The organism is Oscillibacter valericigenes, assembly GCF_016902445.1.
Classification (GTDB): domain Bacteria; phylum Bacillota; class Clostridia; order Oscillospirales; family Oscillospiraceae; genus Oscillibacter; species Oscillibacter avistercoris.
Map to the genome: position 1 here is coordinate 1 of NZ_JACSNX010000008.1, position 15,030 is coordinate 15,030.

The 15,030-nt window shown below is 62.4% G+C and carries 12 protein-coding genes; 7 read left to right on the forward strand and 5 right to left on the reverse strand.

The features are described 5' to 3' along the window. Positions 1 to 140: 140 nt before the first annotated feature. The 3 genes from pth to H9X91_RS07270 form a co-directional block, all read right to left on the reverse strand. A complete protein-coding gene (pth, locus tag H9X91_RS07260) occupies positions 141 to 728 on the reverse strand; it encodes an aminoacyl-tRNA hydrolase (RefSeq protein WP_204803922.1) in 588 nt (195 codons plus the stop codon). A 102-nt stretch (positions 729 to 830) separates the two neighbouring features. After that, a complete protein-coding gene (locus H9X91_RS07265) occupies positions 831 to 1,790 on the reverse strand; it encodes a ribose-phosphate pyrophosphokinase (RefSeq protein ID WP_204803924.1) in 960 nt (319 codons plus the stop codon). Between the two features lie 75 nt (positions 1,791 to 1,865). Then, positions 1,866 to 2,993 (reverse strand): glucosamine-1-phosphate N-acetyltransferase, encoded by a 1,128-nt coding sequence (locus H9X91_RS07270; RefSeq protein WP_204803926.1) that lies wholly within the window; start codon positions 2,991 to 2,993, stop codon positions 1,866 to 1,868. A 319-nt stretch (positions 2,994 to 3,312) separates the two neighbouring features. Here H9X91_RS07270 and H9X91_RS07275 point away from each other — a divergent pair, with 319 nt between their 5' ends. The 6 genes from H9X91_RS07275 to H9X91_RS07295 all read left to right on the forward strand — a co-directional run bounded on the left by H9X91_RS07275 (position 3,313) and on the right by H9X91_RS07295 (position 9,114). Beyond that, positions 3,313 to 3,804, forward strand: coding sequence for a tRNA (cytidine(34)-2'-O)-methyltransferase (locus tag H9X91_RS07275; RefSeq protein WP_204803928.1), 492 nt, complete (start codon positions 3,313 to 3,315; stop codon positions 3,802 to 3,804). Positions 3,805 to 4,087: 283 nt separating this feature from the next. Further along, positions 4,088 to 5,281, forward strand: coding sequence for a phosphoglycerate kinase (locus tag H9X91_RS07280; protein ID WP_204803930.1), 1,194 nt, complete (start codon positions 4,088 to 4,090; stop codon positions 5,279 to 5,281). Positions 5,282 to 5,348: 67 nt separating this feature from the next. After that, entirely contained in the window at positions 5,349 to 5,477 is a 129-nt protein-coding gene (locus tag H9X91_RS14600) for a hypothetical protein (RefSeq protein ID WP_275552518.1), read from the forward strand. Between the two features lie 457 nt (positions 5,478 to 5,934). Continuing rightward, positions 5,935 to 6,708 carry a triose-phosphate isomerase gene (tpiA, locus tag H9X91_RS07285; protein ID WP_204803932.1) on the forward strand — a complete coding sequence of 258 codons (774 nt, stop codon included), beginning with the start codon at positions 5,935 to 5,937 and terminating at the stop codon, positions 6,706 to 6,708. Between the two features lie 46 nt (positions 6,709 to 6,754). Next, positions 6,755 to 8,272 carry a 2,3-bisphosphoglycerate-independent phosphoglycerate mutase gene (gene gpmI, locus H9X91_RS07290; protein ID WP_204803934.1) on the forward strand — a complete coding sequence of 506 codons (1,518 nt, stop codon included), beginning with the start codon at positions 6,755 to 6,757 and terminating at the stop codon, positions 8,270 to 8,272. Between the two features lie 140 nt (positions 8,273 to 8,412). Next, complete coding sequence (locus H9X91_RS07295) at positions 8,413 to 9,114, forward strand: M23 family metallopeptidase (protein ID WP_204803935.1); 702 nt, start codon at positions 8,413 to 8,415, stop codon at positions 9,112 to 9,114. 51 nt (positions 9,115 to 9,165) lie between these two features. Here H9X91_RS07295 and H9X91_RS07300 read toward each other — a convergent pair whose 3' ends face one another. Then, positions 9,166 to 10,557 carry an MATE family efflux transporter gene (locus H9X91_RS07300; RefSeq protein WP_204803936.1) on the reverse strand — a complete coding sequence of 464 codons (1,392 nt, stop codon included), beginning with the start codon at positions 10,555 to 10,557 and terminating at the stop codon, positions 9,166 to 9,168. A gap of 133 nt (positions 10,558 to 10,690) precedes the next feature. Continuing rightward, complete coding sequence (prfB, locus tag H9X91_RS07305; RefSeq protein ID WP_204803937.1) at positions 10,691 to 11,815, reverse strand: peptide chain release factor 2; 1,125 nt, start codon at positions 11,813 to 11,815, stop codon at positions 10,691 to 10,693. Between the two features lie 277 nt (positions 11,816 to 12,092). Between prfB and H9X91_RS07310 the strand changes: the two genes are divergently transcribed. Beyond that, on the forward strand, positions 12,093 to 15,026 hold the full coding sequence (locus H9X91_RS07310; protein WP_204803938.1) for an S-layer homology domain-containing protein: 2,934 nt from the start codon (positions 12,093 to 12,095) through the stop codon (positions 15,024 to 15,026). Positions 15,027 to 15,030: the final 4 nt, after the last annotated feature.

The following is a 15,030-nucleotide window of genomic DNA, read 5'->3' on the forward strand; positions in this document are numbered from 1 at the left end:
GACCGACCCGCCGAACATTTTTTCTTTTCCACCGGGCGCGGCGCATTTTCTTTTTGATGTTTCAAAAAGAAAATGGGGGGCGCATCTGCCCAGCCATCAGCATGGCTGATTTCCCCGTCCAATGGGACGGCCTCCTCTGTTCAGTTGAAATCATTCATGGCCTTCTGACAGCCATGCTCAATGATACACGCCGCCGCCTCGATGGCCCGCTGGAAGCTCTCCACCAGCACCTTCCGCTCCGCCTGGGAGGGCACGCCGATGACCCAGTCGATCATGTCGCCCCCCTCTCCCGGCGCGCCGGTGCCGATCTTGATCCGGGGAAAGTCCTGGGTGCCCAGGTGGGCGATGATGTTCTTGATGCCGTTGTGGCCGCCGGCGGAGCCGGTGGGCCGCACCCGCAGCTTCCCCACCGGCAGGGACACGTCGTCGTAGATCACCAGCACCCGGTCTGCGGGGATCTTGTAGAACTGCACCGCCTCCCGCACCGCCTCGCCGGAGAGGTTCATATACGTCTGGGGCTTCATCACCAGGCATTTGGCTCCGGCGAAGGACAGAATATTATATGCGGACTTGAACTTCACCTTGTTCAGTTTCACGCCCGCCTGCTCCGCCAGCAGGTCCACGGTGAGGAACCCCATGTTGTGGCGGGTGTGCTCGTACTTGGCCCCGGGGTTCCCCAGGCCCACCACCAGCCAGTCCACGGCGGCGGATCTTGTGCCTAACAGCATGAATCAAACTCCTTTTACAACGTCAGCCAAGGCGGGAAAGTATCCTTCCCCGCCTTGACCAGTCTATATATGACACACAAACGATATGGAAACAGGCCGCCCTCAGCGGAACAGCTTGGAGATGGAGACCTCCTGATAGATGCGCTCGATGGCCTCGGCAAACATGGGGGCCACGGGCAGGTACTTGATCTTGCTGCTCTTCTTGGGGTCGATGGCCGGGATGGTATCCAGCAGCGCCAACTCGGTGATGACGCTGTCGTTGATCCGATCGATGGCGGGGCCGGACAGCACGCCGTGGGAGGCGCAGGCCTGGACGCTCTTGGCGCCGCCCACTTCCACCAGGGCCTTGGCGGCGTTGCACAGAGAGCCGCCGGTGTCCACCAGGTCGTCGAAGAGGATGCAGTCCTTGCCCCGCACGTCGCCGATGACGTTCATGACCTCGCACTGATTGGCCTTCTGCCGGCGCTTGTCCACGATGGCCAGATTCATGTGGAGCTTCTGGGCAAAGGCGCGGGCCCGGGCCACAGAGCCCACGTCGGGAGAGACCACCATCATGTCCTCACAGCCCTCGCCGTATTTCTTGGCGTAGTAGTCCACGAAGATGGGATTGCCTGCCAGGTTGTCCACGGGGATGTCGAAGAAGCCCTGGATCTGGGAGGCGTGGAGGTCCATGGTCAGCACGCGGTCCGCGCCGGCGGCGGTGAGCATGTTGGCCACCAGCTTGGCGGTGATGGGATCGCGGGCCTTGGCCTTGCGGTCCTGCCGGGCATAGCCGTAATAGGGGATGACGGCGGTGATGCGTCCGGCGGAGGCCCGCTTCAGCGCATCGATCATGATGAGCAGCTCCATGAGGTTGTTATTTACCGGAGAGCAGGTGGACTGGACCACGAACACGTCGCTGCCCCGGACGGTCTCATACAGGGAGACGAAAATCTCCCCGTCGGAGAAGGTGCCCACCTCCGACTCGCCCAGTTTGGTCCCCATCAGTTTGCAGATCTCCTCCGCCAGCTTGGGATTCGAGTTACCGGAAAACACCTTGATGTCCTTGCCGTGAGAAATCATTGTCTGAACGCCCTCTTTCTATCACTATAATTTTTTCTGTCTTTTGTCAGCGGCTATATCGATCAAAGGAAGCGCTCAGCGCTCCTGTCCGTACAGCTTTCTCCGCCGCTTTGCCCAGCCTTCCTTGTTCTCCTGCCGGGCCCGGGCAACGGCCAGCGCGTCCGCCGGCACATCCTTGGTAATGGTGGCGCCCGCCGCGATATAGGACCCCTCGCCCACCGTCACCGGTGCCACCAGATTGGTGTTGCAGCCGATGAAGGCGCTGTCCCCGATGGTGCAGCGGTACTTCTTCACGCCGTCGTAGTTGGTGGTGACGGTGCCGCAGCCGAAGTTGACATGGCGGCCCACATCGCTGTCCCCCACATAGGTGAGATGGGAGATCTTGGTGCCGTCGCCGATGGAGGAGTTCTTCACCTCCACGAAGTCGCCCACCTTGATGTCGTCCCCGATGGTGCAGCCGGGCCGCACATAGGCGAAGGGCCCCACGTGGGTGCGGCTGCCGATGGTGCTCTCATTCACCTGGGAGGCGTTGATCTCCGTGTCGTCGCCGATGACGCAGTCCCGCACCATGGCGTTGGGGCCGATGGTGCAGCCGCAGCCGACGGCGGTCTCCCCCCGCAGGATGGTGCCGGGCAGGAGCATGGTCCCCCGGCCGATGGTGACCCGGGGGTCGATATACACCGCACGCGGGTCCAGCACCCGGACGCCCGCGCGGATGTGCGTTTGGACGATGCGGTCCCGGAGCATGGGCTCCAGTTCGGCGATGGTGTCCAGGCTGAAGACCGGCAGCCAGCCGGAGAGCAGCTCCGCCGCGGAGACGGCATTGGTCATTTTCTCCCGCCAGACGGCCTGGAGCTCATAGCCGGGGGCGCCGTAGACGAAGCCGGGGCCCGCCTCCTCCATGGGGAGGGCGGCCCGGACAAACACGGCCACCGGGTCGGGGGTGTTGAGGAAATCCAGCAGCTCGCTGTGCTGCTCGGAGATGGTGACGTCTGCATCCTCCGGGAAGCAGGCGCGGACCTCCTGGGCAAAGCGGGGGCTGGAGACAGCAAAAAACCGCTGCACACCGTCGGCCAACAGCTTGTCACTCATCCATCTGAGGATCGGGCAAAATAATACGGCTTCCAGCATCAGCGGTTTGGAGTGCGCCGGGAGGGAGGAGTCCTCTTCCAGAAAAAACACGGCGCGCTGCGGAAAATCCATGAAGTTTCTCCTCCTTGTTCATTCGTATTTTTTATTATAACAAATATCCTGTGAAAATCCAGTATTTCCGGCGAATTTATAAAAGAAATTTCCTCCAGATTTTTCTTGGAGCCGCCCGGATTTTTGTGAGAGGCAACAGAATCCCGCCGGGAGCTCCGATTTTTTCCCGATTTTCCGGCATGCGGCAGAAAAGCAGGATGTTTTGTCGTGGTTTTGTCTAAAAATCCGCTTTTCTTCACACATTACAGTTGAATTTACCGGAGCGACGAGGTACAATGTCTTTTGTGTTTATGGAACGAAGGGAGGGCGCGGCTGTTTTATGCTCCATATCGTACTGGTAGAGCCGGAAATCCCGCAGAACTGCGGCAATATCGCCCGCACTTGTGCGGCCACCGGCAGTCAGCTGCACCTGGTCCGCCCTTTGGGATTCGACATTTCGGAGAAGGCGGTCCGGCGGGCCGGACTGGATTACTGGCACCTGGTGGACGTCTTTGATTACGAAGATCTGGAGGACCTGTTCCGCCGCCATCCGGAGGCGGCGCAGGAGGCGTGGCTCACTACCACAAAGGCCCCACGGTCCTATCAGGAGGCCCGGTTCACCCCGGACAGCTGGCTGTTTTTTGGCAAGGAGACCGCCGGATTGCCGGCGGACTTTCGGGAGCGATTCCGGGACCGGTGCATCCGCTTGCCCATGGTCAATGAGGCCCGGAGCCTGAATCTCAGCAACACCGTGGCGGTGTGCGTCTACGAGGCCCTGCGGCAGAATGGCTTTCCGGGGCTTCAGGGCACAGGCGAGATGGCGCAGGGCTGAGCCGCGCCGGGTGGCGCGCCCGAGCGCCTTGCGGAGCAAGGCCTCGCCGCAGGCGGGCTCTGCCTGCCGAGGAAGTTCGATCGCCCTTGGGGGCCCCGCAAAATGACACATTTTGCGGGGAGCGGCCCTGCGGCAGAACGGCTTTCCGGGGCTGCAGGGCACAGGCGAGATGGCGCAGGGCTGAGCCGCGCCGGGCGGACCTGTTCGGCGCTGTCGGGGCGGCTTGAAAGAAAACATCCGCGGCATCTGCCGCGATGGAATGATAGATAGGAGGACATCTCAGATGAATTACCATAAGAAGACGGTACGGGATGTGGACGTCAAGGGCAAGAAGGTCCTGCTCCGCTGCGACTTCAATGTGCCCCAGGACAAGGAGACTGGCGCCATCACCAGCGACAAGCGCATCGTGGCGGCGCTGCCCACCATCCGGTACCTGCTGGAGAACGGGGCGGCGGTCATCGCCTGCTCCCACCTGGGCAAGCCCAAGAACGGCCCCGATCCCAAGCTGAGCCTGGCCCCCGTGGCGAAGCGCCTGAGCCAGCTGCTGGGCCAGGAGGTGCTCTTCGCCCACGACGTGGTGGGCGAGGACGCCCAGGCCAAGGCGGCCGCCCTGCAGCCGGGGCAGATCCTGCTGCTGGAGAACACCCGCTTTGAGCCCGGCGAGACCAAGAACGACCCGGAGCTGGCGAAACAGCTGGCCTCTCTGGCGGAGCTGTACGTGTCCGACGCCTTCGGCGCCGTGCACCGGGCCCACGCCTCCACCGCCGGCGTGGCGGACTATCTCCCCGCCGTCTCCGGATTCCTGATCCAGAAGGAGCTGGAGTTCCTGGGCGGCGCCATCGCGGATCCCAAGCGGCCTCTGGTGGCCATTCTGGGCGGCAGCAAGGTGTCCAGCAAGATCGGCGTCATCAACAACCTGCTGAACATCGCCGACACCATCATCATCGGCGGCGGAATGGCCTACACCTTCTCCGCCGCCCAGGGCGGCAAGGTGGGCGACAGCCTGCTGGAGGCGGACTGGGAGTCCTATGCCAACGAGATGGTGGAGAAGGCCAAGGAGAAGGGCGTGAAGCTGCTGCTGCCGGTGGACACCGTCTGTGCGGACGCCTTTGCCCCCGATGCCCACAGCCAGGTGGTGAAGGCCGGCCAGATCCCCGACGGCTGGCAGGGCCTGGACATCGGCCCGGAGACCGTGAAGCTGTATTGCGACGCCGTGGCGGACGCGGGCACCGTCATCTGGAACGGGCCCATGGGCGTCTTTGAGTTCCCCGCCTTCGCCAAGGGCACCGAGGCCGTGGCCGAGGCCCTTTCCAAGACCAGCGCCATCACCATCATCGGCGGCGGCGACAGCGCGGCGGCCGTGGAGCAGCTGGGCTATGCCGACAAGATGACCCACATCTCCACCGGCGGCGGCGCCAGCCTGGAGTTCCTAGAGGGCAAAGAGCTGCCCGGCGTGGCGTGTCTGCTGGATCAGTAAGACCCCCAGCCGCCGCCTATCCACCGTCGCGGCAGGACGATTTCCGGCCCCTGCCGGGGCCGCCATCGTGCCGCTTCCTCGACACAGCCTCGCTTTTTCCGCCGCAGGCGGCGCTTCGGCTGTGTCCAGCGGCGCCTCCCTGGAGTTCCTGGAGGGCAAGGAGCTGCCGGGCGTGGCGTGCCTGCTGGATAAATAAAGAGGGGACTTCGTCCCCCCTTTAGATCCCCCACACCGCGTCAAAACAAGCTGCACTCCATTCGCTTCCGCCTGCGGCGAAAGCGAACACCGTTCCGTTTGTTTTTCCTTTCCCCACAAAAGCACAGCTTTTGCGGGGGCCCCAAAGCGGGCACTGGTGTGCACGCCCCCGGCGTGCGGGTCAAAGTATTTTCGCCACGTACAGAAGGTGAATTGCCCCGCAGGGGCAAGAGAAGCCGCCCTGGGGCGCGCCGCGGCGAAAATGGATTTGAATGCTGGGGCCGCTGGCTGCGGCCCCAGGAGAACGCGGCTCGTTTGACTTGACAAATGGGGCAGAATTCTGTATAAAAAGAAGGGCCTTTCGGGGAAAATGTCCTGGAAATGGCCAGATCCTGCGCATCAGATCGCGGAGAACGCGATTGCAGATAGATCGAAGACATAAAGGAGAAGAGATTGCCATGAATCGCAGATATCGGAAAACGGTCATCGCCGGAAACTGGAAAATGAACATGACCGCCACGGAGACCAAGAAGTTCGCCGAAGAGCTGAAGAAGATCATGCCCCGGGCCAAGTGGTGCGACACGCTGATCTGTGTCCCCGCCTGCAACTTGCAGACCGCTGCCAAGGCCTTCAAGGACCTGCGGATCTCCGTGGGTGCGGAGAATGTGTATTTTGAGGAGAAGGGCGCCTACACCGGCGAGATCTCTGCCGACATGCTGAAGGACCTGGGCGTCAAGTACGTCATCGTGGGCCACAGCGAGCGGCGGCAGTACTTCTGCGAGACCGATGCCACCGTCAACAAGAAGGTCCACGCCGTGCTGAACGCCGGCATGAACCCCATCATCTGCGTGGGCGAGAGCCTGGAGCAGCGGGAGACCGGTATTACCGACGAGTGGATCGCCCTGCAGGTGAAGAGCGCCCTGTACGGTGTGTCCGCCGACAAGCTGCGCCGCTGCATCATCGCCTATGAGCCCATCTGGGCCATCGGCACCGGTAAGACCGCCACTGCCCAGCAGGCCGGCGAGGTCTGCACCAACATCCGCGCCACCATCCGCTCCCTGTACGGCGCCCGGGTGGCCCGCAGCGTCACCATCCAGTACGGCGGCTCCATGAACCCCAAGAACGCAGCGGAGCTACTGGCCCAGCCCGACATCGACGGCGGCCTGATCGGCGGCGCCTCCCTGAAGCCCGAGCAGTTTGTGGAGATCATCAACGCCGCCAACCAGGAGTGAGTTCCGGCGGAAGGTTTTGTGAGAAAGCGAGCGAGACGAGATTTCTATGAACAAAACACCAACGACTCTGATCATCATGGACGGCTTCGGCCTGCGGCAGGAGACGGAGGGCAACGCCATCCAGGCGGCGGCCACGCCCCGGCTGGACCAGTTCTTTCAGGAGTTCGCCCACACCACGCTGCGGGCCTCCGGCCTGGATGTGGGCCTGCCGGACGGGCAGATGGGCAACAGCGAGGTGGGCCACACCAACATCGGCGCCGGCCGGGTGGTGTTCCAGGATCTGCCCCGCATCACCAAAGCCATCGCCGACGGGAGCTTTGACGAAAATCCCGCCTATCTGCATGCCATGGACGCCTGCCTGGAGAAGGGCACGTCCCTGCACCTGATGGGCCTGCTGTCCGACGGCGGCGTCCACTCCCACATCGAGCACCTGTTCGCCCTGCTGCGCCTTGCCAAAAAGAAGGGCCTGGAGCATGTCTATCTCCACGCCTTCCTGGACGGGCGGGACGTGTCCCCCACCTCCGGCGCGGACTTCGTGGCACGGACGGTGGAGGCCTGCCGGACCACCGGCGTGGGCAGGATCGCCACGGTCATGGGGCGGTACTACGCCATGGACCGGGACAAGCGCTGGGACCGGGTGGAGGCCGCCTATGACGCCATGGTCTACGGCGAGGGCGCCGTGCAGAACCCGGACCCGGTGGCCGCGGTGCGGGAGTCCTATGACCGGGGCGTCACCGACGAGTTCGTGGAGCCCGTGGTCTGCGACAGCGAGGGCACCATCTCCGACAACGACAGCGTGATCTTCTTCAACTTCCGGCCGGACCGGGCCCGGGAGATCACCCGGACCCTGGTGGATCCGGATTTCGACGGGTTCACCCGCCAGTTCTTCCCGGTGACCTTCGTGTGCAACACGGAGTACGACGCCTCCATGCCCAACGTGGAGGTGGCCTTCCCCCGGGTGACCGTCCAAAACGGCCTGGGGGAGTACCTCAGCCAGATGGGCATGACCCAGCTGCGGATCGCCGAGACGGAGAAGTACGCCCATGTGACCTTCTTCTTCAACGGCGGGTCTGAGACCGTGTTCCCCGGGGAGGACCGGGTGCTGGTCCCCTCCCCCAAGGTGGCCACCTATGACAAGCAGCCGGAGATGAGCGCCGCCGAGGTGACGGACAAGTGCGTGGAGCGCATCGAGTCCGGGGCCTATGACGTGATCATCCTGAACTTTGCCAACTGCGACATGGTGGGCCACACCGGCGTGTTCGACGCCGCCGTGAAAGCGGTGGAGACGGTGGACACCTGCGTGGGCCGGGTGGTGGATGCCACACTGAAGATGGGCGGCATCGCCATGATCACCGCCGACCACGGCAACGCCGAGCAGATGACGGAGCCGGACGGCAGCCCCATGACCGCACACACCACCAATCCGGTGCCCTTCATCCTCTGCGGCGCCGGCACGGAGCTGCGGCCTGACGGCCGCCTGGCGGACATCGCGCCCACCATGCTGGATGTGATGGGCCTGGCCTGCCCGCCGGAGATGGACGGACAGACGCTGATCGTTAAGTGACCAATTCCTGAGAGATATGAAAAAAGAGACCGCTGGAAAGCGGTCTCTTTTTGCCTTCCGAAAGGCGGTCCCTTTTGGTATAATCTCTGGAAATCCTGTCCATACTTCCCACAGACCCAAGATCGAGGGAGGTATGATACATGGCAAATAAAGTCAGATCCCTGCTGGGCGGGCCGGGTTTCTACGCGGTCCTGGCCCTGTGCATCGTGGCGGCGGGCGTGGGCGGATATTTCCTGCTGCTGCGGGAAGACCCGCAGGCGGCGGTCCCAGCCGTCCCGGACACGGAGGCCTCCGCCCCGGCGGAAGACCTGCCGGAGCACGAGCCGGTGGTGGAGACGGTGCCTCTGGAGGAGCCGGAGGAGGAATCGGAGCCTGCCGTCATGCCGGAGGTGACGGTCCCGCTGGATGACACCCCCGTGGTGGCGGAGGAGCCCCAGGTGGTGGTCTCTCCCCTGCAGGGGGAGGTGGTGGCGGCCTTTTCCGTGGACCAGCTGCAGTATAACGAGACGCTGGACGACTGGCGGACCCATGACGGCGTGGACATCGCAGCGGCGGAGGGGGACGCGGTCCTGGCGGCCTGCGCCGGGACGGTGGCCTCCGTCAGCGACGACCCGCTGATGGGCACCACGGTGGTGCTCCGGCACAGTGACGGCTATGAGACCACCTACGCCAATCTCCAGGCGGAGCCGGCGGTGGAGACGGGAGACACCGTCACCGCCGGGCAGGCCATCGGCGCGGTGGGGACCACTGCTGTGGCGGAATCCGCCCGGGGGGCCCATCTGCATTTTTCCGTCACAAAGGACGGGGAGACTGTGGATCCGGACAGGTTCCTCAACGGATGAAAGAACCCGGCGGAACGGCAAATGCCGTTCCGCCGGGGCTTTTTTCGGATATCAGGCCTGCTGTCCGCCGATGCGGGCGGTGACGGCCCGCATGGTCCGGCGCAGGAAGATGGCGCTCAGCAGCAGGGACACCAGCTCGGAGATGGGGAAGGCCAGCCACACCAGCGTCAGGTTGCCGGTGTGGGACAGCAGCCACGCCACCGGCAGCAGCACCACCAGCTGGCGGCACACGGAGGTGATCAGACTGTACAGCGGGTTGCCGATGGCCTGGCACACGGAGCCGGCGATGATGTCAAAGCCTGCCAGCATGAAGGACACGGAGATGACCCGCAGGGCTACGGAGCCGATGGAGAGCATTTCCTCCGAGGCGTTGAAGAACAGCAGCAGCTGCTGGGGGAAGAGCTGGAAGATCAGGAAGCCTACGGCCATAATGGCCACAGCGGTGCAGATGGTCAGCTTGATGGTCCGCTTCACCCGGGGCAGGCTGGCGGCGCCGTAGTTGTAGCTGACGATGGGCACCATGCCGTTGTTCAGTCCGAATACCGGCATGAAGACGAAGCTCTGGAGCTTGAAGTAGGCACCGAACACGGCGGTGGCCGTCTTGGTGAAGCCGAAGAGGATCTTGTTCATGCCGAACACCATGGCGGAGCCGATGGACTGCATGACAATGGAGGGAAAGCCCACCCGGTAGATTTCGGCCGCCACCTTGCCGTGCCACCGGATCTCCCGGGGCAGGATGTGGATGTCCGGATTGCACTTGAGGTTCAGCACCAGGGCGGCGGCAGCGGCCACGATCTGCCCGGCAACCGTGGCGATGGCGGCGCCGGCCACCTCCATCCGGGGCAGGCCGAACCAGCCGAAGATCAGGATGGGATCCAGCACGATGTTGATGAGGGCGCCGGTGAGCTGGGTGCACATGGCCAGGAAGGTCCGGCCGGTGGACTGCAGCAGCCGTTCAAAGCAGAACTGGCTGAAGATGCCGATGGAGCAGCCCAGGCAGATGGAGGCGTAGTCCACGCCGTAGTCGATGATGACCTGCTCGCCCCCGGCCTGCAGCTCGAAAAAGGTCCGGGAGAAAAAAATGCCGATCACGGCAAACACCACGAAGTTGCACAGGGCAAGAAAAATGCCCGTGTTGGCGGCCCGGTCCGCCATGGCCTGGTTCTTCTCCCCCAGGGACCGGGACAGCAGGGCATTGATGCCCACGGCCGTACCGGAGCCAAAGGCGATCATCAGGTTCTGCAGGGGGAAGGCCATGGACACGGCGTTCAGGGCATCCTCGCTGAGCTGTGCCACAAACACGCTGTCCACCACATTGTAGCAGGCCTGGACCAGCATGGAGATCATCATGGGGACCGCCATGTTGGCCAGCAGCCGGCCGATAGGCAGCACGCCCATCTTGTTCTCCTGGGGCGCCGCGCCCTGGGGAAGGTTTTCTGCCATGGGAATTCCAACATCCTTTCTCATTCAGCGAGACGTGACACGGGAGAACTCCCCCGTGTCACGTCTCGTATTTGATTTCTCTATTTGGTTGCGGCTCTCAAGAGCCGGGCATCCGGAAGGACGCGTGGACGATTTATTTTTTCAGCTCGCCGGTGGCCAGCTGGGTCAGATACGCGTTGATGAAGCCATCGAGATCGCCGTCCATGACGTTGTCGATGTTGCCGGTCTCGTAGCCGGTGCGGGTGTCCTTCACCATCTGATAGGGCATGAACACGTAGGAGCGGATCTGGCTGCCCCACTCGATCTTCATCTGCACGCCCTTGATGTCGGAGATCTTCTCGGCGTGCTGCTGCTGCTTCAGCTCCACCAGCTTGGCCCGCAGCATCTTCATGCAGTTGTCCTTGTTCTGGAACTGGCTGCGCTCCTGCTGAGAAGCCACCACGATGCCCGTGGGCTTGTGGATCAGACGGACGGCGGAGGAGGTTTTGTTGACGTGCTGGCCGCCGGCGCCGCTGGCCCGGTACACCTGCATCTCGATGTCCTCGTCCCGGATCTCCACCTCGTCGTCGTCCTCGATCTCGGGCATGACCTCCACAGCGGCAAAGCTGGTCTGCCGGCGGGCGTTGGCGTCAAAGGGAGAGACCCGCACCAGCCGGTGGACGCCGTTCTCGCTCTTCAAGAGGCCGTAGGCGTTGTCCCCCTGGATGGCAATGGATGCGGACTTGATGCCCGCCTCGTCTCCGTCCTCATAGTCCAGGATCTGGTAGGTGAAGTCGTGGCGCTCCGTCCAGCGGGTGTACATGCGGTAGAGCATCTGGGCCCAGTCCTGGGCCTCGGTGCCGCCGGCGCCGGCGTGAAAGGTCAGAATGGCGCTGTGGCTGTCGTACTCCCCGGAGAGCAGCGTGGCCATCCGGGATTCCTCCACCTTTTCCTCCAGCGTCTGGAAGCCGGCCTTCAGCTCGTCCAGCAGCTCCGCGTCGTCCGCCTCCTGGCCCATCTCGCACAGGGCCGTCAGGTCCTGCCACTCGGCCACCAGCTTGTCCTGGCGGGCGATCTTGTTCTGCAGCTGCTTGAGGCGCTGCTGCACCTTCTGGGACCGCTCCAGATCGCTCCAGAAGCCGTCCTGGGCGGTCTCGTCCTCCAGCTTTTGGGCCTCCGCCCTGGCGCTGTCCATATCCAGCGCGGCGGAGAGCTTGTCCAGCTCGGGACCCAGGTCCCGGAGCTTCTGCTTATATTCGTCGTATTCGATCAAAGCCATGAGATCTCTCCACTTCCTCAAATTTCATTAGCCATAGTATTATATCGGAGAGACTTGGATTTGTAAAGAAAAATGCGTAAAAAAACGGAAAATCCCCGTCTGCCCCCGGTATTTCACAGGCGGACCTGCGGCCTGGCGGAAGCCGGGGCGGAAATTTTATGGAGCGATGGCGAAAAGTTCATAATTTGTTCATGATTGCCGGGCGCTTTCCCGCTATGTTACACGTAGAGAGATAGAAGCTGGAAACTACTTTTTGGAATATGGTGGAGGAAACAAGATGAAAGGATTCTGGAAGAAAAAGCTCCCGGCGTGTCTGCTGTCGCTGGCACTGCTGATGGGGACGGTGCCCATGGCGTCGGCCGCGTGGGCGGATCTGACGTATGATGTGGACGAGGACGATTATGTTTTTATCGGAGCGGATGATTTCGAAGATCTCTTTGACGAGGAATGGGATGGCTGGGATTCTTTCGAATATCTGGAGTTCCGAAACATTGATGATTTTGACGATTATGGGTATTTCACCGCAGAAGACGGCGATGGCTACAATGCACAGTTAGACAGTGATGACCTGTATGACGGCATCTTCTACAGCAATGGCCGGGATGCCGAAGACTGGGATGAATATGACCTGGATACGCTCTATTTTGAAACCTACGACAACATAGACAGCGATACGATCTACATCGATTTTACGCTCTACGGGTATGACGAAGATGTGGATGGCACCATGTGTATCGATATCGCCGGCGGTTATGGCAACTCTGGTGATGTGGAGCTGACCTACTATGTGGACCCCGACGATGATGTGGAACTGGATGCCGATGACTTCTGGGACCTGTTCGACGAGGAGTCCCGGGAGGATTTTGAATATCTGGAATTCTACAGCTACGATGACTTTGACGACTACGGCTATTTCGAGGCAGAGGACGCGGACGGCGACTGGGTGCAGCTGTACGATTCCACGCTGGATGACGGCTACTACTATTACAATTGGTATGACACCAGCTCCAGCTACGACTACGCGCTGGACCGTATGACGTTCTGTGCGGACAAGAACGCCGACGAGGACACGCTGGAGTTCCCCTTCACCATGTACGGCGACGACAACGACGAAGTGGACGGCACCCTCTACATCGAGATCGGCGAGGGCACCGGCACCAGCTCCAAGGCGGACTTCGTCTACCAGGTGGACCCGGACGACGATGTGACGCTGGATGCCGAGGACTTCTACGACTTTTTCTACGATGAGTCCGACTATGACGAGCTGGAGTACATCGAGTTCACCGGCTATGATGATTTCGACGACTACGGCTGGTTCGGCGCCGACGGATACGACTACGATGATTATGTCCGGGACTATGAGCTGAACGACAGCGATCTGGACGACGGCTACTTCTACTACGACGAGGACGACGTGTGGGACGACTATGAGTTCGAGCTGGACACCCTCACCTTCCACGCCGACCGGAACGCCGACGAGGACACCCTGACCTTCGACATCACCATGCACGGCATCAAAGGCGACAAGATCGACGCCACCCTCGCCATCGAGATCGGCGAGGGCACCACGTCCAGCGCCACCAAGGTGGACGGCGACATCATCTACGAGGTGGATCCGGACGATACCGTGACCTTTGACCGGGATGACTTCTGGGAGTTCCTGGACGACGAGACCGGCGAGGATCTGGAGTATGTGCGCTTCACCGACGCCACCGGTCTGGACGACTGGGGCGAGCTGTACAGCTATGACTACAACGATGACCGGGTGTACTTCGACGAGGGCGACCTGGACGACGGCTACTTCTACTATGACAGCAAGGACCTGTACTATGACGACGACTGCACCCTGGATGACCTGACCTTCCTCTCCTATGATGACGCCGACGGCGAGGTGGTGTATCTGGACTTCACCGCCTACGGCCGGGATGACGACGCCAAGGGCACCGTGGCCATCGCCATCGGCGATGTGGGCGGTGTGACCGCCGAGGGCGGCGACATCCGCTATTACACCGACTACAGCGGCCGGGTGCAGATCAACGCCAACGACATCGCCCGGTTCTTTGAGGAGAGCTATCCCGGCTACACCCTCCAGTATGTGACGCTGAAGGGGGCGCCGGACTACGGCAGCCTCTACTACAACTACTACGGCACCAGTGAGTACGGCACCTCCTACAGCATGCGCATCACGGCGGACAACTGCGACGACATGGATCTCTACTTCAGCCCGTCCAGCAGCCAGTACGCCCTCAGCGAGCTGACCTACGTGCCCAGCGGCGTCAACTACTGCGCCCAGATCCCCTTCACCGCCTACGGCACCGGCAGCCGGTCCGTGTCCGGCACCATCCTCATCAGCGTGAACCTCAGCGAGGTGCCTGATGTCTACGGCCCCACCCCCAAGAATACGGCCGTCACCTTCCCGGCTGCCTCCATCTACACGGCGGTGTCCCAGGCCAGCGGGCTGGGCCTGTCCAGCATCCAGCTGCTGGAGCTGCCTGCCGCCAATGAGGGGACCATTTACGTGGGCAGCGGCACCTCCCAGCGGGCCGACACCTCCACCCTGTACGGCTACTCCAGCGGCAGCCAGCGGATCAGCCAGCTGCGGTTCGTGCCGGCCACCGGCTTCACCGGCTCTGTGGAGATCCCCTACGTGGCCTGCAACAGCAGCGGCACGCCCATTGCCAGCGGCAAGCTGTGTCTGGGCGTGGTGGAGGAGATGGAGGACTTCTCCGACATCAGCTCTTCCACCTGGTGCTACAAGTACGTGCTGGAGCTCAGCGACGCCGACGTGATCGACGGCTACAGCGACGGCACCTTCAAGCCCGACAACCAGGTGACCTACGGCGCCGCCCTGAAGCTCATCATGCTGGCCGCCGGCTATACCGAGCAGGCGCCGGTGAATTCCAACGTGTTCAGCGGCTATCTGGCCCGGGCCCAGGCGGACGGCCTGGTCTCCGGCAGCGTGGACCTGGATGCGCCCATCACCCGGCTGGCGGTGAGCCAGATCGCCGCCAAGGCCATGGGGCTGAGCATCAACAACCTGTCCAGCGTCCGGCCCTTTACCGACACCAGCGACCCCTATGTCCAGGCCCTGAATGCCGCGGGCATCGTGGAGGGCTACTTCGACAACGGCACCAGCACCTTCAAGCCCTACAACACCCTGACCCGGGGCCAGATCTCCGCCATCGTCTGGCGGATGGAGCAGTACCAGTAAACCG

Coding starts and splice junctions, on each gene's coding strand:
- tpiA (WP_204803932.1), top strand. CDS start 5,935: ATGAATCGCAGATATCGGAAAACGGTCATCGCCGGAAACTGGAAAATG.
- H9X91_RS07270 (WP_204803926.1), bottom strand. CDS start 2,993: ATGGATTTTCCGCAGCGCGCCGTGTTTTTTCTGGAAGAGGACTCCTCC.
- H9X91_RS07300 (WP_204803936.1), bottom strand. CDS start 10,557: ATGGCAGAAAACCTTCCCCAGGGCGCGGCGCCCCAGGAGAACAAGATG.
- pth (WP_204803922.1), bottom strand. CDS start 728: ATGCTGTTAGGCACAAGATCCGCCGCCGTGGACTGGCTGGTGGTGGGC.
- H9X91_RS07280 (WP_204803930.1), top strand. CDS start 4,088: ATGAATTACCATAAGAAGACGGTACGGGATGTGGACGTCAAGGGCAAG.
- H9X91_RS07265 (WP_204803924.1), bottom strand. CDS start 1,790: ATGATTTCTCACGGCAAGGACATCAAGGTGTTTTCCGGTAACTCGAAT.
- prfB (WP_204803937.1), bottom strand. CDS start 11,815: ATGGCTTTGATCGAATACGACGAATATAAGCAGAAGCTCCGGGACCTG.
- H9X91_RS07310 (WP_204803938.1), top strand. CDS start 12,093: ATGAAAGGATTCTGGAAGAAAAAGCTCCCGGCGTGTCTGCTGTCGCTG.
- gpmI (WP_204803934.1), top strand. CDS start 6,755: ATGAACAAAACACCAACGACTCTGATCATCATGGACGGCTTCGGCCTG.
- H9X91_RS07275 (WP_204803928.1), top strand. CDS start 3,313: ATGCTCCATATCGTACTGGTAGAGCCGGAAATCCCGCAGAACTGCGGC.
- H9X91_RS07295 (WP_204803935.1), top strand. CDS start 8,413: ATGGCAAATAAAGTCAGATCCCTGCTGGGCGGGCCGGGTTTCTACGCG.